This is a genomic window from Bradyrhizobium sp. Bra78 (assembly GCF_024519855.1).
In the GTDB taxonomy this organism is placed as follows: domain Bacteria; phylum Pseudomonadota; class Alphaproteobacteria; order Rhizobiales; family Xanthobacteraceae; genus Bradyrhizobium; species Bradyrhizobium japonicum_G.
The window spans coordinates 55,424-79,726 of the sequence record NZ_JALJRE010000025.1 but is presented as its reverse complement, the minus strand read 5'-3'; the positions used below and the strand labels follow the sequence as shown (position 1 = coordinate 79,726).

Annotated in this window: 23 protein-coding genes; 15 read left to right on the top strand and 8 right to left on the bottom strand. The window is 64.5% G+C overall.

The genetic code is table 11. From position 1 onward, the window contains the following. Positions 1-51 precede the first annotated feature (51 nt). The 3 genes from OC450_RS34175 to OC450_RS34165 form a co-directional block, all read right to left on the bottom strand. Positions 52-270 carry a hypothetical protein gene (locus OC450_RS34175; RefSeq protein ID WP_211384133.1) on the bottom strand — a complete coding sequence of 73 codons (219 nt, stop codon included), beginning with the start codon at positions 268-270 and terminating at the stop codon, positions 52-54. 1 nt (position 271) lies between these two features. After that, positions 272-931, bottom strand: coding sequence for an acyl-homoserine-lactone synthase (locus OC450_RS34170; RefSeq protein WP_211384132.1), 660 nt, complete (start codon positions 929-931; stop codon positions 272-274). Positions 932-1,013: 82 nt separating this feature from the next. After that, the gene (locus OC450_RS34165) at positions 1,014-1,742 is read right to left on the bottom strand and encodes a helix-turn-helix transcriptional regulator (RefSeq protein WP_211384131.1); all 729 of its coding nucleotides are present in this window, start codon (positions 1,740-1,742) and stop codon (positions 1,014-1,016) included. Between the two features lie 166 nt (positions 1,743-1,908). On the opposite strand from OC450_RS34165, the gene OC450_RS34160 reads away from it, so the two are divergent. The 10 genes from OC450_RS34160 (at position 1,909) to OC450_RS34115 (ending at position 11,832) form a co-directional block, all read left to right on the top strand. Then, positions 1,909-2,085 (top strand): hypothetical protein, encoded by a 177-nt coding sequence (locus OC450_RS34160; RefSeq protein ID WP_211384130.1) that lies wholly within the window; start codon positions 1,909-1,911, stop codon positions 2,083-2,085. Between the two features lie 198 nt (positions 2,086-2,283). After that, on the top strand, positions 2,284-3,222 hold the full coding sequence (locus tag OC450_RS34155) for a LysR family transcriptional regulator (RefSeq protein WP_211384129.1): 939 nt from the start codon (positions 2,284-2,286) through the stop codon (positions 3,220-3,222). Positions 3,223-3,366: 144 nt separating this feature from the next. Beyond that, on the top strand, positions 3,367-4,245 hold the full coding sequence (locus tag OC450_RS34150; RefSeq protein ID WP_211384128.1) for a shikimate dehydrogenase: 879 nt from the start codon (positions 3,367-3,369) through the stop codon (positions 4,243-4,245). A 65-nt stretch (positions 4,246-4,310) separates the two neighbouring features. After that, positions 4,311-5,441, top strand: a complete 1,131-nt coding sequence (locus OC450_RS34145) for an ABC transporter substrate-binding protein (RefSeq protein ID WP_211384127.1) — start codon at positions 4,311-4,313, stop codon at positions 5,439-5,441. A 107-nt stretch (positions 5,442-5,548) separates the two neighbouring features. Continuing rightward, positions 5,549-6,424, top strand: a complete 876-nt coding sequence (locus OC450_RS34140) for a branched-chain amino acid ABC transporter permease (protein WP_262049470.1) — start codon at positions 5,549-5,551, stop codon at positions 6,422-6,424. Beyond that, positions 6,421-7,419, top strand: a complete 999-nt coding sequence (locus tag OC450_RS34135; RefSeq protein WP_211384125.1) for a branched-chain amino acid ABC transporter permease — start codon at positions 6,421-6,423, stop codon at positions 7,417-7,419. Before OC450_RS34140 ends, OC450_RS34135 begins: the two co-directional genes overlap by 4 nt. Next, on the top strand, positions 7,416-8,159 hold the full coding sequence (locus OC450_RS34130) for an ABC transporter ATP-binding protein (RefSeq protein ID WP_211384124.1): 744 nt from the start codon (positions 7,416-7,418) through the stop codon (positions 8,157-8,159). Before OC450_RS34135 ends, OC450_RS34130 begins: the two co-directional genes overlap by 4 nt. Positions 8,160-8,171: 12 nt before the next feature. Further along, the gene (locus tag OC450_RS34125; protein ID WP_211384123.1) at positions 8,172-8,909 is read left to right on the top strand and encodes an ABC transporter ATP-binding protein; all 738 of its coding nucleotides are present in this window, start codon (positions 8,172-8,174) and stop codon (positions 8,907-8,909) included. Then, positions 8,906-9,964, top strand: coding sequence for a Gfo/Idh/MocA family protein (locus OC450_RS34120; RefSeq protein ID WP_211384122.1), 1,059 nt, complete (start codon positions 8,906-8,908; stop codon positions 9,962-9,964). The genes OC450_RS34125 and OC450_RS34120 overlap by 4 nt, the downstream gene beginning before the upstream one ends. Further along, complete coding sequence (locus OC450_RS34115; protein ID WP_262049469.1) at positions 9,961-11,832, top strand: bifunctional sugar phosphate isomerase/epimerase/4-hydroxyphenylpyruvate dioxygenase family protein; 1,872 nt, start codon at positions 9,961-9,963, stop codon at positions 11,830-11,832. The genes OC450_RS34120 and OC450_RS34115 overlap by 4 nt, the downstream gene beginning before the upstream one ends. 205 nt (positions 11,833-12,037) lie before the next feature. On the opposite strand, the gene OC450_RS34110 is transcribed toward OC450_RS34115, so the two are convergent. Then, entirely contained in the window at positions 12,038-13,210 is a 1,173-nt protein-coding gene (locus OC450_RS34110; RefSeq protein ID WP_256808903.1) for an ABC transporter substrate-binding protein, read from the bottom strand. A gap of 308 nt (positions 13,211-13,518) precedes the next feature. On the opposite strand from OC450_RS34110, the gene OC450_RS34105 reads away from it, so the two are divergent. Both OC450_RS34105 and OC450_RS34100 read left to right on the top strand, forming a co-directional pair. After that, a complete protein-coding gene (locus OC450_RS34105) occupies positions 13,519-14,781 on the top strand; it encodes an NAD(P)/FAD-dependent oxidoreductase (RefSeq protein ID WP_256808902.1) in 1,263 nt (420 codons plus the stop codon). 185 nt (positions 14,782-14,966) lie between these two features. After that, positions 14,967-15,764 (top strand): slipin family protein, encoded by a 798-nt coding sequence (locus OC450_RS34100; protein ID WP_249129083.1) that lies wholly within the window; start codon positions 14,967-14,969, stop codon positions 15,762-15,764. 137 nt (positions 15,765-15,901) lie between these two features. Here the strand turns inward: OC450_RS34100 and OC450_RS34095 are convergent, their stop codons facing one another. The 3 genes from OC450_RS34095 to OC450_RS34085 are packed head-to-tail and all read right to left on the bottom strand — an operon-like array spanning position 15,902 to position 18,714. Continuing rightward, a complete protein-coding gene (locus OC450_RS34095; RefSeq protein ID WP_256808898.1) occupies positions 15,902-17,113 on the bottom strand; it encodes an ABC transporter substrate-binding protein in 1,212 nt (403 codons plus the stop codon). Positions 17,114-17,170: 57 nt separating this feature from the next. Further along, on the bottom strand, positions 17,171-17,494 hold the full coding sequence (locus tag OC450_RS34090) for a 2Fe-2S iron-sulfur cluster-binding protein (RefSeq protein WP_211384117.1): 324 nt from the start codon (positions 17,492-17,494) through the stop codon (positions 17,171-17,173). An 11-nt stretch (positions 17,495-17,505) separates the two neighbouring features. Next, positions 17,506-18,714, bottom strand: a complete 1,209-nt coding sequence (locus tag OC450_RS34085) for a cytochrome P450 (RefSeq protein WP_211384116.1) — start codon at positions 18,712-18,714, stop codon at positions 17,506-17,508. A gap of 83 nt (positions 18,715-18,797) precedes the next feature. Here OC450_RS34085 and OC450_RS34080 point away from each other — a divergent pair, with 83 nt between their 5' ends. Next, positions 18,798-19,304: a MarR family winged helix-turn-helix transcriptional regulator gene (locus OC450_RS34080; protein ID WP_211384115.1), complete on the top strand. Its 507-nt coding sequence runs from the start codon at positions 18,798-18,800 to the stop codon at positions 19,302-19,304. Positions 19,305-19,714: 410 nt separating this feature from the next. Here the strand turns inward: OC450_RS34080 and OC450_RS34075 are convergent, their stop codons facing one another. Further along, a complete protein-coding gene (locus OC450_RS34075) occupies positions 19,715-21,571 on the bottom strand; it encodes a feruloyl-CoA synthase (RefSeq protein ID WP_262049468.1) in 1,857 nt (618 codons plus the stop codon). A gap of 152 nt (positions 21,572-21,723) precedes the next feature. Here OC450_RS34075 and OC450_RS34070 point away from each other — a divergent pair, with 152 nt between their 5' ends. Beyond that, on the top strand, positions 21,724-22,212 hold the full coding sequence (locus OC450_RS34070; protein WP_211384113.1) for a MarR family winged helix-turn-helix transcriptional regulator: 489 nt from the start codon (positions 21,724-21,726) through the stop codon (positions 22,210-22,212). Positions 22,213-22,420: 208 nt separating this feature from the next. After that, positions 22,421-24,226, top strand: a complete 1,806-nt coding sequence (atzF, locus tag OC450_RS34065; RefSeq protein WP_249129081.1) for an allophanate hydrolase — start codon at positions 22,421-22,423, stop codon at positions 24,224-24,226. The last annotated feature ends 77 nt before the right edge of the window (positions 24,227-24,303 follow it).

The window sequence follows — 24,303 nt, the reverse complement described above, 5'->3', positions numbered from 1 at the left end:
GCGACGTGAATCTACTGCGAATCTACGATTGCGAACTTGTGACTCAGGACACTAGTGTGACGTCATCTGCCGGGGAAGGTCATCCGGCTCGGCAACCACGCTGTTGGCCGTCGAGGCCTCCAGCGCCGCCATCCGGAACAGATAGGCGAGCGTCGCCAATCCGGTGTCTTCCGCCATCTGCGCCAGTTCGAGCGCCATGTCAGACATGTAGCCGAGATTCTCGTCCTTGGTCTGCGCCATGATCTGGCTGTCCCGCATCATATTCGACATCTCAGGCGCTCTTTCGTTGCGCGGCAGCGAGGCCGCAGAGGTTGGCACGGGCGACGGCGTCCAGACGCGGGCCGTCCTGTTGCACGATCGAAGCCGTGCCGATGCGATCATGCAGGGCATCGAGCGTCTCCCGACGAATGTCGATCGTCGCCGCCATGGTCCACGCATCCTCCACCAGCGCCGGCAGACCGAGCGGGGTCACGACGAAGCCGGCCTCATGGAAGCGCGGCAACCACCAGGTCTCCATGATCGCGCTGACCTGCGCGATGCCCTGGTCGAGGCAGAACTCCTGCACCGCCGCCATCAGTTGCAGGTTGAGCGCGCCGTCGCGGCGATCACGCACGACGAAATAGCGCGACCATTCCCAGACCAGCGGATTCGCGGGGCAGCCGCGCACCACCGCCAGATGCGGGAAGACCTCGCTCATCATCGAAGGCTTGGTCGTTGGATAGAGCCGGTGACCGCCGACGACGCGGCGCCCCTCCAGCGCAAGCAGATAGACAGTGTCCTCGTCGTCATAGGAATCGATCTCGCGGCCATCCGGCCTGCGTAGCGCCTCCCAGCGCCGCTCCTCGACGAAGATGTCATGGCGCAGCCGGAAATGCTGCTCGATTACGTCTTCGTATAAGTGGCGATTAACGGCTGAAATTGCGTGAATCATGAAAGCCCCCATCCATTCTCAATGGGGGCAGAGTCTGCGAAAAGAGGCAGCTTCGATATTGGGAAATTTCCCAGTACGTCGCTTAGGGATTGATGATCTTGTTGCGAATCGCCAAGGCAACCGCATGCGTACGGTTGACGGCACCGAGCTTGCGCGCAGCGGTTGCAAGATGTTCTTCTGCGGTCCGCTGGGTGATATGCAGTATCTCGCCGATTTCCCAGGCCGACTTGCCCTGCGAGGCCCAGGAGATCACCTCGCGCTCGCGCGGGGTGAGACGCGTCGACCGATACGGCGCCGGATCCAGCAGACGACGAATGTGGTCGAAGCCGTACATCGCCATCAGGTGCAGCGCCGGCTTGCTGCGGGGGTTGAGGTCGAGATGGACACCGCCGAGCGACACCGCGGCCTCATAGCCGGTGAGCCCGTGGATCGGCACGATGAAGCCGCGCGACATGCGAAAATCGCTGGCGCGGTTCATCACCTCGGCCGCGTTCGGCTCGAGTTCGGCATCGTATGGCGCTTCCGACCATTCGAACGGGTTGACCGACTGTCGGCACAACCGCACCACGGGATCGAAGCGATCGTAGTTGTTCTGAGTGTAGAGGTTGAACCATCCCGCCGGCCAGCGCTTGGCGAGCACCATCTGCGCAAATCGCTGGTCGGGATTGGGCAACCCCGTCACGATGATGGTTTCAAAGCCGAAGCGACCGAAGGCCGATTCGAGCGCAAGCATGGCATCGGGCACCTTGCGATAGGTCCCCAGGCCCTCGATGAAGTCGAGCGCCTCCCGGCCATAATCCACGGCGGACATCGGTGCGTTTCCTGACCCTCGCCGTCAAGTATAGCACGTCTTCGGTGACTGCCTCAATTCACGGTTTCCGTAGTTTCCCGGTATGTCATTGACCTCGAAGATTAATCTACTTGTGGAAGAAGTGACGTCAAGTTACACCTATGACGTCTGAAGCGGGAAAACCACGATGGAAGACGAGGACATTGCCCTCAACAGCGTGCTCGGCCTGGAACTGAACCGCGTGTTTTTTGCCGTCTGCGAAACGGCGAACAAGCAGAAGATCATCGAGTTCGCACGCGAGGTGCTGCAAAGCGAGCGCACCAAGCCGGCAGACAGCGCATCGCCCGAGGGCCCGGCGAGCTAGAACGCAGTTGCAGCAAACGACGCCGATGAAACGAGTCGCGCGACGATGCCATCCGTTCGAACGCGCTGATTTTCGTCCTGACAATCTGACAGGGTAAAGCGCAGCCCTCTCCATCCGCATCAACACACTTGCCGCTGGATGACATCACGGCTCCCGTGAGATGATCGCCGCCACGATCCTCTTTCGGATGCCCACGACATGATGACGCTGCGCCAGGTTGAAGTGATCCGTGCCGTGATGGTGACGGGCACCATCGGCGGCGCGGCGAAGCTGCTCAACGTGTCCGCGCCGGGCATCAGCCGTCTCGTCAAATACACCGAGCGCTCGCTCGGCATCCGCTTCTTCCAGCGTCAGAACGGCCGCTACTTCCCGACGCCGGAAGCGGAGAACATCTTCGAGCAGATCAACGGCGTCTACAAGAAGGTGGACGATCTCTCCGAACTCATCTCCAAGATCGGCCGCGGCGGATTGTCGGAGCTGCGCATCGGCTCGGTGCCGAGCATCTCGCAGGTGATGGTGCCGCGCGCGATCGAGCGCGTCCGCCGCCGCTATCCCGATCTCGGCATCGACATCAATATCCTCAAGCTCGAGGAAGCCATCGACTACCTCATGCTCGGCCGCGGCGAGTGCGTCGCGATGAGCTACCGGCTGGAACATTCCGGGCTCGACTTCATGCCGCTCGCCTCGGGCGAGCTCTATTGCATCGTGCCGCCGGGCCACGAGCTCGCCGGCCGCAAGCAGGTCTCCGCGGCCGAGATCACCCGCTATCCGCTGATCGGCATCGACCCAAACGACCCTTACGGCCGCATCATGGCCGAGATCTTTGCGCGCAACCGGCTCGACTACAACATCACGATCCGCGCGCGGTTCGGCACCACGGTCTGCGCGCTGGTGAAGGCGGGGCTCGGCATCGCCATCATCGACCAGTTCACGGTCGCCCATGGCGGCTATCCCGGCATCGAGCTGTTGAAGATCACCGAGCCGACGCGGTTCGACACCTATATCGCGGTGAAGCGCGGCGCGCCGCTGTCGCTCCATGTCGAGTACTTCATCGAGTCGCTGCGCGCCGAGATGCGCGCGGTGGAGCCGTCCCGGGGCCACGGCAAGGCCGCCCCGGCGCGCGGGCGAAAGAAATAACATTATGTTAGGTTTGTCCGATAAATGGGTAATTGTGTTAGGCGGGAGAATGGCTATCGTCTTACCCGGAAGTCCTCTTGGAATTGCGCGGATTTCCACGCTAATGGCCGGGACCGAACGCTCCCAACGAGACGATAGCGAACCATGTCCAAGCGCGGATACGCCGCCAGCAAAAAGCTCCTCACCGGCCTGATCGGCGCGCCGATTGCGCATTCCGCATCACCCGCCATGCATGAGCGCGCCGCCGAGGCGCTTGGCCTGCGCGGCCATTACCAGCTCATCGAGGTCGCCGGCGCCGACGCGGCCGGGCTGCGCATGATGCTCGAAGGGGTGCGCCGGCTCGGCTTTGCCGGCGTCAACGTCACCTACCCCTACAAGGAAGCCGTGGTCCCGTTGCTCGACGATCTGGCGCCTGGCGCCGCCGCCATGGGCGCGGTCAACACGGTCGTCGCCAGGGACGGTCGGCTGACCGGCCACAACACCGATACGACCGGCTTTGCGCGCGCGGTGGCACCGCTGCTGGCGCCATCCGGCAACGCCGTCGCCGTGATCGGCGCAGGCGGCGTCGGCAAGGCGATCGCGTTTGCGCTGGCGAGCCTGAAGGTGACCGACATCCGCATCTTCGACAGCGAGCCGGCGCGCGCGCAGACGGTGGTTTCTCTGCTGGCCGCGCAGGGCTCCGCAAGGGTGGCGTCGAGCATCGAGGACGCACTGCAGGGCGCGACCGGCCTCGTCAACGGCACGCCGGTCGGCATGCTGCCGAACCGCGGCCTGCCTGTCCCCGCCACGCTGCTGCACGACGAATTATGGGTTGCGGATGCGGTCTACTCGCCGCTGATCACGCCGCTGCTGGCGGCCGCGCAGGCCAATGGCGCGCGGATCATGACCGGGCGGGAGCTGGCGATCTATCAGGCCGCCGACGCTTTCGAACTGTTCACCGGCCTTGCCCCATCGACCGAAGTCATGGGAGAGGCTTTCGACGAGGTGATGGCGGCACGAAGTTCTGCCTATCACGCGGCGTGACGGAAGCGGCCGGATACAAGGCCGCGGACAACATCAAACATCAACGAAAAATGGGAGGAGAGATCATGAAATCGACCATTCTGGCAGGCGCCCTGCTTGCCTTCGCGACTGCAACCAGCGTCCACGCCCAGGCGATCAAGCTCGCCGACGTCGCCGAGCTTTCCGGCGGCGGCGCCACCGTCGGCACCAATTGGAAGAACGGCATCGACCTCGCGATCGAGGAAATCAACGCCAAGGGCGGCGTGCTCGGCCGCAAGCTCGAGGTCACCCATGCCGATTCGCAGTCCAACCCGGGCGTCGCGCGCGCCCAGGTGCAGAAGGCGCTCGACGCCGAACCCTATGTGCTGCTCGGACCCGGCTATTCCGGTTCGGTCAAGGTCACCGCGCCGCTGGCGGCCGAAGCGGGCATCGCGCAGATCATGGGCGGCGAAGCCGCCGAGCTGACGCAAGCCGGAAACAAATTCCTGTTCCGCACCTCGTTCGGCCAGCAATCCTCGATGCCGAAGGTCGCCAAATACATCCACGACGACATGAAGGCCAAGTCGGTCGCTGTGGTCTGGGTCAACAACGATTTTGGCCGCGGCGGCCGCGACGTCGTCGTCAAGGAGCTCGACCGGCTCGGCTCGAAGGTCGTCGCCGATCTCTCCACCGAAGCGGGCCAGGCCGACTTCGCCGCCGACGTCGGCAAGATCAAGGCCGCCAATCCCGATGCCGTATTCGTCTATCTCAATGAAGAAGAGAGCGCGCGCATCCTCAAGGAGCTGAAGCGTCAGGGCGTCACCGCGCCGCTGATGGGCGAGACCACCTTGATCGGCCAGAAGGTGATCGAGCTTGCGGGCGATGCCGCCAACGGCGCGCGCGGCCATGTCGGCCTCACCACCGATGCGCCGGTAGACCTGATCAAGGCGTTCCGCGACAAGTTCGTCAAGAAGTACAATTACGTGCCGGACCATAACGGCCTGAAGGGCTACCTCGCCATCTACATGGTGAAGGCCACCACCGAGAAGATGGGCAAGGTCGATTCCAAGGCGTTCGCCGACACGCTGCACGGCCTGACCATCAAGGCCGCGGACGAGCCGGGCATCCTGATGGACGTCACCTTCAGCGAGACCGGCGACATCGACCGCCAGAGCTTTCTGGTCGAGGTGGTCGCAGGCAAGCAGGTCGTGAAGCAGGTGCTGCCGAAGGTGAAGTGACCTCCTCGCTCACCCCGCCCTCTCCCCGTAAGAACGGGGAGAGGGAGCGATGGACCTGAATTCGCGTCGAACCAGTTTACCCGGGCTCTAGCGATCAAAGAGAACCCATGTCCAATCTGTTCGATCTTCTGGTCGCCGGACTTGCCACTGGCGCGATCTATGCGCTGGTCGCGGTCGGCTTCACGCTGCTGTGGCAGACCTCGCAGACCATCAACTTCGCGCAAGGCGAATTCGTGATGCTGCCGGCGTTCCTGATGCTGGCGGCGATGCATGCCGGTGCGCCGTTCTGGCTCGCGATCATCCTCGGCATCCTGCTGTCGATGATCCTGCTCGGCCTCGCCTTCAAGATGCTGCTGGTCGACCCGATGATGCGTCATGGCGTGCTGCCGCTGGCGATCGCCACCATGGCGCTGGCGATCGGCATCAAGGAAGCCGTAAAACAGTTCTTCAGCGCCGAAGCCTCGCCGTTCCCGTCGATCGTGCCGACCGGCGACATCTCCATTCTCGGCCATGTCGTATCGCTGCAAAGCATCGGCGTTCTCGTCCTCGCCATCCTCGCTGTCTTCGGCCTGACCGCCCTTCTCAACCGCACCTCGCTCGGCCACCAGATGCAGGCGGCGGCGCAGAACCCGACGGTGGCCCGCATCATCGGCGTTCCGGTCGAGCGCATGATCCTGCTGACGTTCCTGATCAACGCATTCCTGGTGACGCTGGCGTCACTGCTGATCACGCCGATCTACCTCGCGAAATTCTCCTCCGGCGAGGTGCTGGGACAGGCCGCCTTCATCGCGGCGATCGTCGGCGGCTTCAACCAGGTACGCGGCGCGATCGCCGGCGGCCTGCTGATCGGCGTGCTGGACAACCTGGCGGCATCCTATGTCTCCACGCAATACCGCGCCGCGGTGCCGCTGATCTTCCTGATCCTCGTCATTCTGTTCCGGCCGCAGGGATTGCTCGGCCGCGCCGAGGAGCGCACGGTATGAGCGCTTTCGCCAAACCCCTGAAGATCGCGCTCGGCCTTGCCGTCATCGCCGGCCTGATCATCGTCCCCATGAATTTCAACCGCTACGGCCTGTTCATCCTGAGCCAATGGGCGGTGATGGCCATCGCCGCGATGGGGCTCAATCTTACGCTCGGCTACGCCGGGCAGGTCTCGCTGGCGCAGGGCGCCTTCGTCGGCATCGGCGCCTATGCCGCGGCGATCATGACCACGCATGGCTGGCCGCTGCCGGTAGCGGTCGTCGTCGCGATCGCGTTGAGCTTCGCGGTCGGCTGGGTGCTCGGCTATCCCGCGCTGCGGGTGCAGCACCACTACCTCGCCTTCGTCACGCTCGCATTCTCCACCCTGGCCTTCCTGGTGTTCCGCAACGAGAGCTGGCTCACCGGCGGCATCTACGGCATCTCCAACATTCCGCGTCCGCACATCCTCGGCATCGCGACCAGCAAGCCGCTGCCCTTCTACTATGTCTGCCTCGGCTCGCTCGCGATCGTCTCGCTGGCGGTGTGGTGGCTGATCCGCTCGCCCTGGGGCCGCGCCTTCATGGCGCTGCGCGAAAACCCGCTGCGCGCGCAGTCGCTCGGGATCGATACCAAACGCTACACGTTGATGGCGTTCGCGATCGGCTCGGCACTCGGCGGCGTCGCCGGTGCGCTCTATGCGCCACTGACGCAATATATCGATCCGGTGCCGTTCAACCTGTCGCTCTCGCTCGACCTCCTGATGATGGTGATCGTCGGCGGCGCGGGCTTTTACTTCGGCCCCTTCCTCGGCGCGATGATCGCGGTGCTGCTGCCGGAATGGCTGCGCTTCACCGAAGGCTACTATCTGATGCTCTACGCCGTCGCGGTGATGCTGCTGCTGATCTGGTCGCCGACCGGAATTCTGGGAATTCTCGACCGCTATCTCGCCGAGCGGCGCACCAAGGCGGCTTCCGCGTTGCGCGCAGTTGCGAAATCGCGGCTGGAGACGGTGCAATGAACGCGGTCCTCGAAGTCACCGGCATCAAGAAGAATTTTGGCGGCATCAGCGCCGTCGACGGCGTCTCCTTCGACGTTCGCGAAGGCGAGATCCTCGGCCTGATCGGGCCGAACGGCTGCGGCAAGTCGACCCTGTTCAACTGCATCCTCGGCCAGCTCACGCCATCAGGCGGCGAGGTGAAGCTGGACGGCAAGCTCGTCACGGGCCTGCGCCCCGCGGAGCTCAACAAGCTCGGCGTCAGCCGCACCTTCCAGCTGTTGCAGGTGTTTCCAAAGCTCTCGGTGCGCGAGAACCTGATCCTCGCCGGACAGGAGCACCAGGGCAACATGGCCTCGCGCCTGGTCGGCCGCTCCGATGCCGGACTGACCGAGGCCGCCAACCAGATGATCGGCTTCTTCAAGCTCGATCATCTCGCCGACGAGCCGGCCGGCGGATTGTCCTATGGCCAGCAGAAGCTGCTCGACGCCGCCATGGCCTTCATGGGCGGCCCGCGCCTGGTGTTGCTCGACGAGCCCGCCGGCGGCGTCAACCCGTCGATGCTGGCCGACCTGAAGGATCGCCTGGTCGCGATCAACCGCGAGAAGAACGCCACCTTCGTCGTGATCGAGCACAACATGGAATTCGTGATGTCGCTGTGCTCGCGCGTGATGGTGATGGCGGAAGGCAAGGTGCTGGCGATGGGACGGCCGGACGAGGTCCGCAAGAATCCCGCCGTGATCGAAGCCTATCTGGGACATTAGGGAGAGCGAGCCATGAGCGACCCGATCCTCTCGGTTCACAATCTCGTCGGCGGCTACGGCAAGATGACGATCCTGAACGGCACGACCTTTTCCGTGCCGCAGGCGACCATCACCACGATCATCGGTCCGAACGGGGCCGGCAAGTCGACGGTGTTCAAGGCGATCTTCGGGCTGCTCAAGCTGCGCGAGGGCAAGATCAGCTTCGCCGGCCGCGATGTCACGAATTTGAGCCAGCGCGCGCTGCTCAATGCCGGCATCTGCTACGTGCCCCAGGGTCGCAACATCTTTCCCGAGCTGTCGGTGCGCCACAATATCGAGCTCGGCGGCGTCGCCGCCGGGAAGGGTCTCGATCTGCCCAAGCGGATCGAGGCGGCACTCGACTTGTTTCCGGCGCTGCGCCGCAAATCCGCGCAGCAGGCCTCAACGCTCTCGGGCGGCGAGCAGAAGCAGCTCGAGATCGCCCGCTCGCTGCTGCTCGAACCAAAGCTCGTGTTGATCGACGAGCCCTCGATCGGGCTGTCGCCGCTGATGGTGCAGCAGACCTTCGACATCCTGAAATCCCTGCGCGACCGCGGCGTCACCATCCTGATGATCGAGCAGAACGCGCGCTCGGCGCTGGAGATTTCCGACATCGGCATCGTGCTAGAGCTCGGCCAGACCCGCATGATCGACAAGGCCGAGCGGATATTGAACGATCCTCGCATCGGGCAACTCTTCCTCGGGGGTGCCATGGAGGAGACAGCAGCATGAGCGCGCGAATGCGCGTCGCCGTCGCCGGTGCCGGCCTGATCGGCCGCCGCCATATGGAACTGATCGCGGCGTCGCCGGACTGCGAGCTCGCCGGCATCGCGGATCCCTCGCCTGCCGCGAAGGAATATGCGCAAGCCCGCGCCACGCGCTGGTATGCCGATCACCGCGCATTGCTGGAGCATGAAAAGCCCGACGGCATCGTCATCGCCTCGCCCAACACGCTGCACCTGCCGATGGCGCTCGATTGCGCGGCCGCACGCGTGTCTGCGCTGATCGAGAAGCCGGTGACGGATACGGTTGCCACCGCGCAGCGCCTCTGCGCGGCAATCAAGCGAACCGGCGTTCCGATGCTGGTGGGCCACCACCGCCGGCACAATCCGATCATCAAGGCCGCACGCGAGGCGGTCGCAGCCGGCCGGCTCGGCCGGCTTACCGCCGTGGTCGGGTTGTGGCTGCTCAAAAAGCCCGACGAATATTTCGAGATGGCCTGGCGGCGCGAGCAGGGTGGCGGGCCGCTGCTCATCAACCTCGTCCACGACATCGACAACCTCCGCTTCATCTGCGGCGAGATCGCCGAGGTGCAGGCGCTGACCTCGAACAAGGTGCGCGGCTTCGCCGTCGAGGACACCGCGGCGCTGCTGTTGCGCTTCGCGAGTGGCGCGCTGGGGACGGTGACCGTGTCGGACGCGACGCCGGCGCCGTGGAGCTGGGAACTGACATCGGGCGAGAACCCCGCTTATCCCAAACAGGACCAGCCCTGCTACATATTCTCCGGCACGGAGGGATCACTGTCCGTGCCAAACATGGAGCTGTGGTCCTACGCGCAGCAACCCGGCTGGTACACGCCGCTGTCGCGCGCAACCGTTGCACCGGCCGCCTTCGATCCGCTGGCCGAGCAACTCCGGCATTTCTGCGCGGTCATCAGGGGCCTCGAACAGCCGCTGATTTCCGCCGAAGACGCAATGGGAACGCTCGCCGTCGTCGAAGCCGTCAGCGAGGCCGCGCGCACGGGCCAGACAATCTCACCGGGGCGAATCATGGAGCAGGCAGCATGAACAAGCGCTCGATCGCCACCGTCTCCCTCTCAGGCGCCCTCGACGAAAAGCTCCGCGCCATCGCGTCAGCCGGCTTCGACGCGGTCGAGATCTTCGAGAACGATTTGCTGTCGTTCGGCGCGAGCCCGCGCGAGGTAGGGCAGCTTTGCAGGGACCTCAAGCTCGAGATCTGCGCGTTCCAGCCGTTCCGTGATTTCGAGGGCATGCCGGAGCCGCAGCGCGCGCGCAACTTTGCCCGCGCCGAGCGGAAATTCGATCTGATGCAGGAGCTCGGCACCGATCTGCTACTGATCTGCTCCAACGTCTCCCCCAGTTCGCTCGGCGGCATCGACCGTGCGGCCGACGATTTTCGCGAGCTCGGCGAGCGCGCAGGAAAGCGCGGTTTGCGCGTCGGCTACGAGGCGCTGGCCTGGGGCCGCCATGTCCACGACTACCGCGATGCCTGGGAGATCGTGCGGCGCGCCGATCACCCCGCGATCGGCGTCATCCTCGACAGCTTTCACGCGCTGGCGCCGGGCTTTCCGGTTCGCGCGATGGCCTCGATCCCAGGCGACAAGATTTTCCTCGTGCAGCTCGCGGACGCGCCCAGGCTCGAGCTCGATATCCTCTCGTGGAGCAGGCACTTCCGCTCCTTCCCCGGCCAGGGCGATCTGCCGGTCGGCGAGTTCATGGCGGCGATCGCGGCGACCGGCTATGCCGGACCGCTGTCGCTGGAGATCTTCAACGACCAGTTCCGGGCCGGCTCGGCCGCTCAGACCGCCGTCGACGGCCTGCGCTCGCTGATCCTGCTGGAGGACCAGCTTGCGCCGGATTGGCCAAAGCTCGTCAGCGAGCCCTTGGCGCCGAAGGCCAGGAGCCGCGGCACGGGGTTTATCGAGTTTGCCGTCAACGAGACCAAGGCGACCGACCTCGCCCGCCTGCTGTCGCAGCTCGGTTTCCGCAAAAGCGGCAAGCATCGCAGCAAGGCGGTGGAGCGCTGGTCGCAAGGCAAGGTCGAGCTCGTCATCAACTCCGAGACCGACGGCTTTGCGCATTCGCACTATGTCACGCACGGCCCGGGCGTCTGCGCGATTGCGCTCGATGTCGACAATGCCAGCCTCGCCATGCAGCGCGCCGAAACACTGAAGACGCGCACCTTTTATCAGCCGGTCGGGCCGGACGAGCTGGAAATCCCCGCGATCCACGGCGTCGGCGGCAGCCTGCTGTATTTCCTGGATCAGGCCGGCAAGAACTGGGACACCGATTTCGAACCGGTCACAAGCAACACGAACGGAGACGCGCTGCTGGCAGTGGATCACATCGCGCAGTCGATGCCCTATGACGAGATGCTGTCCTGGCTGCTGTTCTACACCGGCATTCTCGACCTGACGCGACTGCCGCAGATGGAGATCGCCGATCCCAGGGGCCTCGTGCAGAGCCAGGCCGTCATCAACGGCGACCAGAGCCTGCGCTTCGTGCTCAACGGCTCCTCCGCCAACCGCACGCTGCCGGCGCGCTTCATCTCGGAGTTCTTCGGCTCCGGCGTGCAGCACGTCGCGTTTTCGTGCCGGGACATCTTTGCGACGGTCGCCGCGATGCGCGAGCGCGGCGCTGATTTCCTGGATATCCCCGATAATTACTACGACGACATCGAAGCCAAATACGACCTTGCGCCCGAGCTGATGGCGCAGCTTCGCGCCAACCACATCCTCTACGACCGCGAGGGCGACGGCGAGTTCTTCCAGGTCTACACGCACATTTTCGACGAGCGGTTTTTCTTCGAGATCGTCGAGCGAAGGAACTACCAGGGATTTGGCGCAGCCAACGCCGGCATCAGGCTGGCGGCGCAAGCCCGCGAGGTGCGTCCTGTCAGTATGCCAAGGGTTTAAGCTCCATCCACGCCGTTATTGCGAGGAGCGAAGCGACGAAGCAATCCAGAGTCTTTCCAAGGGGAGATTCTGGATTGCTTCGCTCCGCTCGCAATGACGATCTGGAGAGAGAATAGAGTACGACAAGGGAATCGCCCGAGGAGAGAGCCCCTCACCCCAACCCTCCCCCCGCAAGAACGGGGCGAGGGAGAGGAGAGAGATCAGCTCACTTCATCGCGCACTTGTCGTGGAAGCGGTCCTGGTCGTTCTCGACGATGGTGGCGACCGTCTTCAGCGAGAGCTGGCCTTCGCCGTCCTTGACCACGTCCTGAAGGTAGAAGTTCTGCACCGGGATGTGGTTCTTGCCGTACTTGAAGGAGCCGCGCAGCGACTTGAAGTTGGCCTTCTCCATCTCGGCCTTGATCGCGTCCTTCTTGCTGGTGTCGCCCTTCACCGCGACCACAGCGCTGTTGATGAGCTGGGCGGCGTCATAGGCCTGCGCGCCGTAATAGGTCGGGCGGAGGCCGGGGTACTTCTTGCGGTAGTCGGCGACGAAGCGCTTGTTCTGCTCGTTGGGCAAATCATTCACCCATTCCTGCGCACCGGGTACCCCGAGCGCGTTCTCCTTCTGCAGCGGCAGCGAGAGCTCGTCGACGGTGAACGCCGTATAGAGCGGCATCGTGCTCTTGAGGCCAGCCTGCGCATATTGATTGAGGAACTGCACGCCGGCAGCACCCGGATAGAACACGAAGATCGATTCGGCGCCCGAGGCACGCGCCTTGGACAGCTCGGCGGAGAAGTCGAGCTGGCTCGGCCAGACCGTGTATTCCTCGCCCTTGACCTCGCCCTTGAACGTGCTCTTCACGCCCGCGAGCATGTCCTTGCCGGCCGCATAGTTCGGCCCGATCAGGAAGACGCTCTTGACCCCCTTCTGGTTCATGTAGAGGCCCATCGCGGCCGGCGTCTGGTCGTTCTGCCAGGAGGTCGAGAACACGTAAGGCGAGCAGAGCTCGCCCGCGAGCTGCGACGGGCCGGCATTGGCCGAGATCAGGAAGGTCTGCGAGTCCACCGCGGTCTTGAGGGAGGCGAGCAGCACGTTCGACCAGATGTAGCCGACGATGAAATCGACCTTGTCGGACTGCACCAGCTTCTCGGTCTTCTGCTTGCCGACATCGGGCTTCTGCCCGTCGTCCTCATAGATCACCTCGACCGGCTTGCCGTCCATCTTGCGGCCGATGTGATCCAGCGCGAGCTCGAACGAATTGCGCATGTCGTTGCCGATCACGGCGGTCGGGCCGCTGAAGGTCGAAACGAAACCGATCTTGATGGTGTCGCCGGCGGATGCCGGGCTTGCCAGCACAAGCGCAGCCGCGCCCGCCAACCAGAATGCCGTCCTCATAACCACTCCCCTCCTTATTATTGATCCCGGAAACGAGGTGATCGCCGCCCCGGGTCGTCTCCATTGAACGCAAAATTCATCGCGCCGCCAATGGCTCAGCTCCTGCCCCTGCACCATATTTCGCCCCAATCGAGGATAGCAAGAAATATAATTCTACTCACTTCGGCCAAGGACTGCCCAAGCCTGCGGCGCTTCTTCGCAGTATATCGATACATTCGCCCTATCCGTCGATTGATGACGGCTATTGGACCGCGGCGCCCAATCCGCACTTAAATGAATAAGTAGAGCAGCGAGATTCGAGGGCCATCATGACCACGACACCGCATCGCGTCGTCATCGTCGGAGCCGGCTTCGGCGGGCTGGAGGCGACCTACCGGCTCGCGGGCGCGCCGGTCGCGATCACGCTGATCGACCGCCGCAATCATCATTTATTCCAGCCGCTGCTGTACCAGGTCGCGACCGCCTCGCTCGCGACCAGCGAGATCGCCTGGCCGGTCCGGCACCTGATGCGCGACCGGCGTGACGTGACGACGCTGTTTGCCACCGTGAGCGGCGTCGATGCGGCGAGGCGCAGCGTGCTGATCGACGACGGCAGCGAGGTGCCGTACGACACCCTCGTGCTCGCGACCGGAGCGCGGCACGCCTATTTCGGCCATGACGAATGGGAGCAGTTCGCGCCGGGCCTGAAGACGCTGGAGGACGGGACCACGCTGCGCCGTCACATCCTGGTGGCGTTCGAGCGCGCCGAGCGCGAGACCGATCCGGCAAAGCGCGCAGCGCGGCTGACTTTCGTCATCGTCGGCGCCGGCCCGACCGGCGTCGAGCTCGCCGGCACCATCGCCGAGATGGCGCACCACACGCTGCCCGGCGACTTCCGCAACATCGATACGACCAAGGCCCGCGTGGTGCTGATCGAGGCGGGTCCGCGCGTGCTCGCGGGCTTCCCCGACGACCTCTCGGCCTATGCCCAGGCGTCGCTGGAAAAGATCGGCGTGGAGGTCGTGCTGGGACAAGCCGTCACCGAGATCAACCGCGAGGGCGTCGTGTTCGGCGGCAAGCTGCTCGAAGCGAAGACCCGGATCTGGGCCGCCGGCGTCCGCGCTTCGCCCGCGGCCGAGTGGCTGGGCGCACCAAGCGATCGCGCCGGGCGCGTGCAGGTCGAGGGCGACCTGACCATTCCCGGCCATCCCGAGATCTTTGCGATCGGCGACACCGTTTTGATCAACGCCTGGGAGGGCAAGCCGGTGCCCGGCATCGCGCCGGCCGCCAAGCAGCAGGGAAAGCATGTCGCCGAGACCATCAAGGCACGCCTGCGCGGCGCGCCGACCGGCCCGTTCCGCTACAAGCACGCCGGCAGCCTCGCGCAGATCGGCAAGCGGCTCGCGGTGATCGATTTCGGCCGCATCAAGCTGCGCGGCACCATTGCATGGTGGATCTGGGGCATCGCCCACATCTACTTCCTGATCGGGCTGCGCCACCGCCTCAGCGTCGCCCTGAGCTGGCTTTGGATCTACGCCCGCGACCAGCGGGCGGCGAGGTTAATCACGCAGGGCAGCAGCAAGGTGGTGTAGGGAGGCTCTTCCCTTCGTGGGAAGAGACAAGAGGCACCGTATCGACACCGCTCGATCGCGACGTCGTGATGCGACCGTCAAGTGGTTGACGACGAAAAATATCCGCAACGGCGGACAGCCTGTGGCCTTGAAAGCCGGGATCGCCGTCACTTAATCCGCCGCGCAATGGATAACAGGAGACATCCATGTTCATCATGGAGCTTTTCGCCGCGCATCCCTTTCTGACCGTCATCGCTCTTGCAGCACTCGCCTACCTCATCGGAAGCATCCGCGTCGCCAATCAATATGAACGGAGCGTCGTGTTCCGGCTCGGCAAATTCAACCGCACCGCCGGCCCGGGCCTCTACCTCGTCTGGCTGTTTCTCGAATGGCAGACCAAGCTCGATCTGCGCACCATCACAGCCAATGTCGAGCAGCAGGAGGGCATCACGCGAGACAACGTGCCGATCAAGGTCGATGCCGTGGTCTGGTATCGCATCGTCGATCCTGAACGCGCCGTGATCGAGGTGAAGGCGGTCTCGAATGCGGTTGTGCAGGTCTCCTTGACGACACTGCGCGCCGTGCTCGGCCAGCATACGCTGGACGAGATACTGAAGGCGCAGGACACCATAGCCGAGGTCATGCAGAAGTCGATCGACTCGATTACCGAGCCCTGGGGCGTGAAGGTAGAACTCGTACAGATGAAGAATGTCGAGATACCGCCGAGCATGCAGCGCGCAATGGCCCAGGAAGCCGAGGCGCTACGCGAGAAGCGAGCCCGCCTGATCAAGGCAGAAGCCGAGCTCGACGCCGCGGAACAACTCCGTCAAGCCGCCGAGGTCATCATGCAAAACCCCGCCGGCCTCGAACTGCGGCGCATGCAGATGATCACCGAGGTCGGCGCCGAGCAGAACACGATGACCATCATCATGATGCCGAGCGAGTTCGTCGCGATGGCAAGGGGCATTGCGGATGCGGCTAAGGTCGTGGCGAGCAAGGGTTGAAGACGAGCCGATGCGCCTGCCCCTTTCTTCCCGGTCCTTACTAAACTAGGGAAGGGTCGGAGTGACGGGGTTGTTTCCGCAAATCCCGGCCTCTCCCCGCATGCGGGGAGAGGCGAATGAAACAACGCCCGCAGCAGCTACTTCACCAGTTCGCACCCGCCCTCCGCCAGCGGCCGGAACGCCTGGTCCGCCGGGATCGTCGAGACCAGCTTGTAATAGTCGTACGGATATTTCGACTCCTCCGGCTTCTTCACCTCGAACAGATACATCGGATGCACGACACGGCCGTCCTGGCGGATCGTGGTGTCGCCGAACAGCTTGTCCTTGCCCTTGAACTTCTTCATCTCGGGAACGGCGTCCCTGGCATTGTCGCTGCCGGTCGCGGCGACCGCGTTGAGATAAGCGAGCGTGGAGGCATAGACGCCGGCCTGGTTGCCGCTCGGCATCTTGCCGTTCATGCCGGGCCGCGCAGCGAACCGCTTGGCGAAGGCGCGGGTGTCGTCGTTCATGTCCCAATAGAAAGCTTCCATCAGCTGGAGGCCCTGCGCGACCTTGATGCCCATGCCGTGGACGTCGTTGATGAAGAGCAGGAAGGCGACGAGCCTCTGCCCGCCCTGCTGGATGCCGAACTCGGCGGCCTGCTTCACCGCGTTGATGGTGTCGCCGCCGGCATTGGCAAGCCCGATCACCTGGGCCTTCGAACCCTGCGCCTGCAACAGATAGGACGCGAAGTCGGAGGTGCCGAGCGGATGCTTTGAGGAGCCGAGCACCTTGCCGCCGTGCCCCTCGATATATTTCTGCGCTTCTGCCTCGATGCCCTTGCCGAGCGCGAAGTCGACCGTGAGGAAGTACCAGTCCTTGCCGCCGCGCGACATCATCGCGGCCGCCGTGGCGTTGCCGGTCGCCCAGGTGTCGTTGACCCACTGGATGGTGTTGGGCGAGCAGGCCTTGCCGGTGAGGTCGGAGCTTGCGGTCGAGGACGCCAGGAAGGTCATGCGGCTGCCGCGCAGCAGCGTGTTGATGGAGAGGCCGACGGCCGAATTCGGCACGTCGACGATGGCATCGACGCCTTCGACATCCAGCCATTTGCGCGCAATCGCGCTGCCGACGTCGGCCTTGTTCTGGTGGTCGGCATACACGATCTCGACCTTGATGCCTTTGCCGCCGCCATTGAAATCTTCGGCCGCCATGCGCGCGGCCTCGACCGAACCCATGCCGTTGGTGTCCTGGAAGATGCCGGAGATGTCGTTGAGCACGCCGACGCGCACGACGTTGTCCGAGATCTCGGCGCTTGCGGCGCCGCCGATCAGGCTCGCGGCCAGCGCAAGCGTCCACTTCAGATGTTTCATGATTCCCTCCCCGGTTGATGTGATGCCGCGCCGGTCGTTGCCGGCGCGGTCGAGACGTCAAATCTGCCGCTCCGGCAGTCTCAGAACGAGCCCGTCCAGCGCGGGCGTGACGTGGATCTGGCAGGACAGCCGGCTGTTCGGCTGCCGTTCGGTCGCGGTGCCGTCGAGCAGCGCGTCCTCGTCGGCGCCAATCGCAGGTAGCCGCGCGAGCCAGCCCTCGTCGACAAGGACGTGGCAGGTTGCGCACATCGCGTTGCCGCCGCATTCGGCCAGGATGCCGTCGAGGCCGTGACGGGTCGCGGCCTGCATGGCGCTCTCGCCCTCGCCGGTCTCGACGCGGTCCGACTTGCCGTCGGGAAGGATGAAAATGATGGCGGGCATGAAGCTCCTCGTCAGGCCGGAGTGATGGTGACGGGCAGGCTGTCGAGCCCGCGCAGCGTATTGTTGAAGCGGCGCTTTGGTTCGCCGGTGATCTCGATCCTGGCAATGCGCTTCGCCAGCGCGGTCAGCATCACCTCGCCTTCGAGGCGCGCGACGAGCTGGCCGACGCACATGTGGATGCCGGAGCCGAAGCCGACATGGCCGGAGGAGCGGCGGGTGATGTCGTAACTGTCGGGCTGGTCCCATCGCCGCGGATCCCGATTGGCCGCGGCGAGAAACATCAGGACCTTCTCGCCCTCGCCGATCCTCGCGCCGGACAGCTCGACTTCGCGGGTCGTCGTCCGGAAGAAGGTCTGCACCGGACTCTCGAAGCGGACGGCTTCCTCGAAGGCGTTGCGCGCGAGGGTGAGATCGTTGCGCAGGCGCTGCCATTGATCGGGGAAGCGGGCGAGGCAGTACACTGCGGCGCCGATGCCGTTGACGGTGGTGTCGAGGCCGGCCGACAGCAGCGACCGCACCAGGAGCGGCGCTTCGGTCGCGGTGATCTCGCCGTCGTCGACGCGGGCGTGGATGCAGGCGCCGAAGCCGCCCGGCGCGAGATTGTCACGCTGGCACTGTTCGGTGACATAGGCCTGGTGCGGCGCCGAGCGCTCGATCGCGTCCTGGCGCAGCTGGTTCGGCGGACCGAAGGCGTTGAACACCAGGCTCGCATAGGGAATCAGATGCTCGCGGCCTTCCGGCTTCAAGCCAAGCGCATCCGGGAAGATCGACAGCGGATAAGCCTCGGCAAGATCGGCGATCGCGTCGAAGCTGCGCTTCTCCAGCAGCGCATCGACCCGCTCCTCGGCTGCGGCGGCGAAGCGGTCCCGCACCTGCTTCATCACGGTCGGCGACAGCACTTTTGACAACACGGCGCGGGTGCGGGTGTGCGCGGGTGGATCGGCTTCCAAAATCAGGCTCGGCGGCCGCCACGGCGTCTCCTTCTTGAAATCGGAGAGGCCGACGCCGCGGCTGGAGCAGAACGTCGAAGGATCGTTCAGGACGGCATGGACCTCGGCATAGCGCGCCACGCCGTAAACGTTCCACTTGTCGAGATAGACGACCGGCCCCGCCTCCCGCAGCAGCTCATGCGTGGGATAGGGATCGGCAAAGAAATTCATGTCGAAGGGATCGACGTCGAGATGCGGGACGCCAATTGCCGAAGATCCGGATGCGCTCATGGACGCCCTCCCTCATTTTGATCTTGTGAAAGGGCGGCGCATGCCCTTAGGTCTTCGGGCCCGCCGCGATCAAGAAGCCCGATATGCCGCCGTCTCCGACCAGATCCCGCCACAAGCCTGCGCCCGCTGACATGGGACCGATGCTCGATCTCGACCGCTACGTCCCGGCGTTCATCACCTTCATCGCCAACAAGCTCTCGAACAGTGCGACCGCATTCTATCAGCGGCAATTCGGCGTCAACGTCACCGAATGGCGGATCATGTCGCTGCTGGCGATCGAGCCCGGCATTCCCGCCTCGCGCATCTGCCACGTCATCGGTTTCGACAAGGGCCCGGTCAGCCGGACATTGGCCGGACTCGAGAAGCGCGGGCTGGTCTCGATCCGCACCGACCCGAACGACGGCCGCACCCATTCGATCTCGCTGACCGCGAAGGGCCGCGCCACCCATGACAAGGTGATCGTCGCAGCGTTCGAGCGCGAACGGCGTCTGCTGTCCTGCCTCAGCAAGGACGAGCGCGAGGTGCTGATCGATCTGTTGCGCCGGCTGCACGAGAATCTCGGCGCAGTGACGGGCGGCACCGGGACCTGACAGGCCTCGCGCCGGGCGCGGGACCATGTCTGTTTCAGGCATGCCTTTTCCAGGCATGTCATTTCCAGACCTATCATGTCCGGGCATGCGCCGGCGGTTGCCGACGGCACCGTTCCTGCCGAGCATTGTCTCCTCCGATATCCGACGCGGCGGTTCCCCCGCCGTCATCCTTGCCCGAACGGTTCGCATAAATTAGTTGCTTAGGCAACAAAAGAATCAGCGAGATAATACGGCAGAATGGCTGGCTTATTTGGCGAGCTGCTTCACTCCCTCCGTCATTGCGAGCGTAGCAAAGCAATCCAGGATCCCTCCGCGGAGAGACTCTGGATTGGATTGCTTCGCTGCGCTCGTAATAACGATGTGGAGAAAAGGTACTTGCCGCCGCCACACCGACGCGGAGGGTTGCCGGCTCAATCGCCGCAACCGATCCACTCAACCGACGCATCGTCGTTGAGCCGGGCCAGCGCATCGACGCGCCGCGTCAGCACCGCGCGCTGGTTGATGTAGCCCTTGTCGGTGATCTCGCCGCCATCGACCGATGGCGGCTCGGCAAGCAGCAGCGCGCGGGTGGCGTGGCCGGAGGAATTGGCGGTTTGCTGCTTGAGGCTGGCCAGTCCCTGCGCGATCGCGGCTCTGACCTTGCCATGTGCGAGCACATCGTTCACCCCGGCCGTCTCGGGCAAACCGGCTTGGGCACGGCAGGCAACCACGTTCGGAAACACCAGGAAGCGAACCTCGTCGCCGCCATGGCCGGTGACGACGATGTCCTGTGCGAGCGGCGCCAGCGCGGCGATACCGGCGACGCGCAGCGTTCCGACGCTGACCCAGGTGCCCGAATTGAGCTTGAAGTCCTCGGCGACGCGGCCGTCGAAGAACAGGCCGCGCTCGGGCCGTCCGGCATCGGCAAGCTTCACGGCATCGCCGATCAAATAAAAGCCGTCGTCGTCGAATGCCTGCCTGGTCAATTCCGGCGCTTTCCAATAGCCCGGTGTGACGTTCGGCCCGCGCACGCGCACCTCCAGCTTGTCGCCGGAGGTGACAAGCTTCAATTCAGTGCCGGGTATAGGCACACCGATATTGCCCGAACGTTCCGCGAGGAAATGGCAATCGGTCGCGAGCGGCGAGGTCTCGGTCGAACCCCAGGCCGAAACCATGGGCATCGCGCGCCCGACGGTCGCGACCGAAAGCTGTTCGAGCACGTCCCAGAGATTCTGCGGCAGCGCGGCGCCCGCGTAGAAGGCGAACTTCACCTCGCTGAAGAAGCGGCGGCGCAATTCCTCGTCACCGCGCAGAGCCGCGATCAGCATGTCGAAGCCGCGCGGCACGTTGAAATAGACCGTCGGCATCACGCTTTTCAGATTGGCGAGCGACGTTGCAAACAGACCGGGCGCGGGCTTGCCGCCGTCGATATAGAGCGAGCCGCCATTGCGCAGCACGAGATTGAAATTGTGGTTGGCGCCGAAGGTATGACTCCAGGGCAGCCAGTCCAGAATGACGAGATCGTCGCGTCCCTGTTCGAGAAACGTCCAGGTCTGCGCCTTGGCCTGCTGGCTCGAGGTCAGCATGCGCTGGGTGTTGACGACCGCTTTCGGCGTGCCGGTCGAGCCCGAGGTGAACAGGAATTTCGCGATCGTGTCCTGCGTCACCGCGGCGAAGGCCTTTGCGACATCGGAACTCTCGGGCGTTGCCGCGATGCTGTGGAAAGCCAGCGCATCGCTGTCATCGCCATTGCCGCTGATGAGTTGCGCCTGGTGCAGCGGCCTGATCGCAGCCAGCGCCGCCGCAAACGGCTTTGTCGCGGACACATAGATCGCGCCGGGCTCGAGCAGCGCGATCATGCTCTTGAGCTTGTCGAAGTCCTTCGACATCAACGAATAGGCCGGCGAGATCGCGGCCGAGGGCACTCCGACATGCTGGGCGGCAAGCGCGAGCAGCGCATGATCGATGCTGTTGTCGGACAGGATCGCGAGCGGATGCTCTGCGCTGAGACCCTGCGCCAGGATCCAGGACGCGGCCGCCCGCACCCGGCGCAGCGCCTGCGCATAGGTGACGGTGGTCCAGGGCGCTTCGGTATCGCTGCGCTCTGCGAGGAAAATCGCGTCAGGCCTCTGCCGCGCCCATTGCTCCAGCCAGTCGCCGATGCAGCGCGCACTCTCGCGCAGGGGCTCGGGCGACCGCAGCACGATGCTGCCGTCGGAGCGATGCTCGACAACGGTCCTCGGTGTCGCGAACAGGCTTGAAGCATCACCGCGTGGGGCGGCTGTCATGGTTTCCTCCTCGCCCGGAAGCCGGGATCGGCCGCAGCCTCGTAGCGGGCCGCGTTGGCTATAATGTTGGGCACGACAATTGTTGTCGTCAACAACAATCTTTCGCGCGGCCGTCCGAGGCGCTACAAGGGACGCTTGGCAGGAGACGCGACGTGACCGCAGCCCAGTCGTCCCCACGCAAACGCGCCGGCAACGGCGCCGTGCGTCCGATCGACGCGGAGGAGATCGGCCTCGACGCGCTGGTCGGGCACGCCGGCTACGCCGTGCGGCGCTTCCAGATCTGGATCTTTCAGGACTTCATCAGGACGCTCGGCGAGGTCGATATCCGGCCGACGCAATATTCGGTGCTGACGGTGATTGGTGCCAATCCGGGCCTCAGCCAGATGGCCGTGGCCAAACGCCTCGGTATCGAGCGCGCGCGGCTGGTGCATCTGCTCGACAGCCTCGAACAGCGCAAGCTGGTGAAGCGGGTCAAGTCGAAGACGGACCGGCGCTCCCACGCGCTGCACCTCACGACGCAGGGCGAGACGGCGCTGGCAAAGTTCAAGCGGCTCGCCGCCGAGCATGAAAGGCATGTCGAGGAAAAGATCGGCAGGGACAACCGGGAACGCCTGCTCCGAATCCTCGCGGACTTCACCTGATCCTGCCTGCCCAATATTTGCGCAAATGCCCGGAACGGGGCGCTGGCGCGATGTTCCGCAGGGCCACCGAAATATCCCCCAACCTACTGATCTCGCGATAGTATCCCGATCATCCGCCCTGCCCGGATTCTGTACACAATGGCACATCGCTTGCTTCAAACCGGGTAAGGGGACCTGTTGCCGGAGTTTTGTCGCCATGGGGGCTGAAATGGGGGCTGATCAGCCTGAAACGATCGCCGCGATAGTGGCCGCGCATCGCGCGGGCACGGTCACGCCGGCGCAGACGATCGCGCGGACCTATCAGCGCATCCGCGACCACAACGATCCCGCCGTGTTCATCAGCCTGCGTGACGAGAAGGACACGATTGCAGAAGCCGAAAAGCTGGCCGCGAAGGACGCCGCCAGCCTGCCGCTGTACGGCGTCCCGGTCGCGGTGAAGGACAATATCGACGCGCTGGGCTTTCCGACCACCGCGGCCTGCCCCGCCTTCTCCTATGCGCCAGCGCACGATTCGACCGCGGTGGAGCGGCTGCGCGCGGCCGGTGCGATCATCGTCGGCAAGACTAACCTGGACCAGTTCGCGACCGGCCTCGTCGGCGTGCGCTCGCCCTATGGCATCCCCAGGAATTCGATCCGCGAGGATCTCATTCCCGGCGGATCGAGTTCGGGATCGGCCACCGCCGTCGGCGCCGGGCTGGTGCCGCTGTCGCTGGGCACCGACACCGCCGGCTCGGGCCGCGTGCCGGCGATGCTCAACAACATCGTCGGGCTGAAGCCGAGTCTCGGCATGATCTCGACCGCGGGCCTCGTGCCGGCCTGCCGCACACTGGACTGCATCTCGGTGTTCGCGCTGACGGTCGATGACGCCGCGCTCGCGCTCTCCGTGATGGCCGGCCCCGACCAGGCCGATCCGTTCTCGCGCGACCGGCCGCTTGGCGCGCTTACGCCGCTCCCGGCAAACCTGCGCCTCGGTGTGCCGCGCAACGGACAGCTGATCTTCTTCGGCGACAAGAAGGCGGAAGCCGCTTACGCCGATGCACTGAAGCGCTGGACTGCGCTTGGCGCGACGCTGGTCGAATTCGACCTCGAGCCGTTCTACGAGACGGCGCGGCTGCTCTACGAGGGACCCTGGGTCGCCGAGCGCTACCTCGTGATCAAGAATCTGCTCGCCTCTGCGCCCGACTCGATCCATCCGGTGACGCGCGAGATCACCGCCGCCGGTGCGCGACTGACCGCGGCCGACACTTTCTCCGCGCTCTATCGCCTGCAGGGCCTGCGCAAGATCGCCGAGCGCACCTTCGCCAATATCGACGCGCTGGTGCTGCCGACGGCGCCGACGGCCTATACGACCGCCCAGGTGCTGGCCAATCCGGTCGAGCTCAACAGCCGGCTCGGCACCTACACCAATTTCGTCAATCTGCTCGACCTCTGTGGCCTCGCCGTGCCGGCGTCGATGCGCGCGGACGGCATTCCGTTCGGGATCACGTTGCTCGCTCCCGCGGGACGCGATGCGCTGCTCGCGAGCATCGGCCGCGTGTTTCACGCCGATACCAGGCTGACGGTTGGAGCCAAGGGCGCGGCGCAGGCTACACTCGTGCCGCTTCCCGCTGACAGCAGCGATGAGATTCCGATCGCCGTCGTTGGCGCGCATCTGTCTGGCATGGCGCTGAACGGCGAATTGAAGGCGCTGAACGGAAAGCTGATCGAAGCGACCAAGACGGCACCGGACTACAAGCTCTACGCATTGAACACCACGCCGCCGAAGCCGGGCATGCTGCGCGTCGAAGCCGGCAAGGGCGCGTCGATCGAGCTGGAAATCTGGTCGCTGTCATCCTCCGCCTTCGGCAAGTTCGTCAACGCGATCCCTTCGCCGATGGCGATCGGCACTGTTCGCTTGGCGGATGGCCGCAGCGTAAAAGGCTTTCTCGTCGAGCCGGAAGTGCTGAGCGAAGCCCGCGAGATCACCGCGTATGGCGGCTGGCGCGCGTATATGGCGGAAGCTGCGACGACGTAGGACAACCCTGCGGGCCCAACAAATGCTGTCGTCCCGGCGAAGGCCGGGAACCATACCCACAGGATTGGAATTGGCGA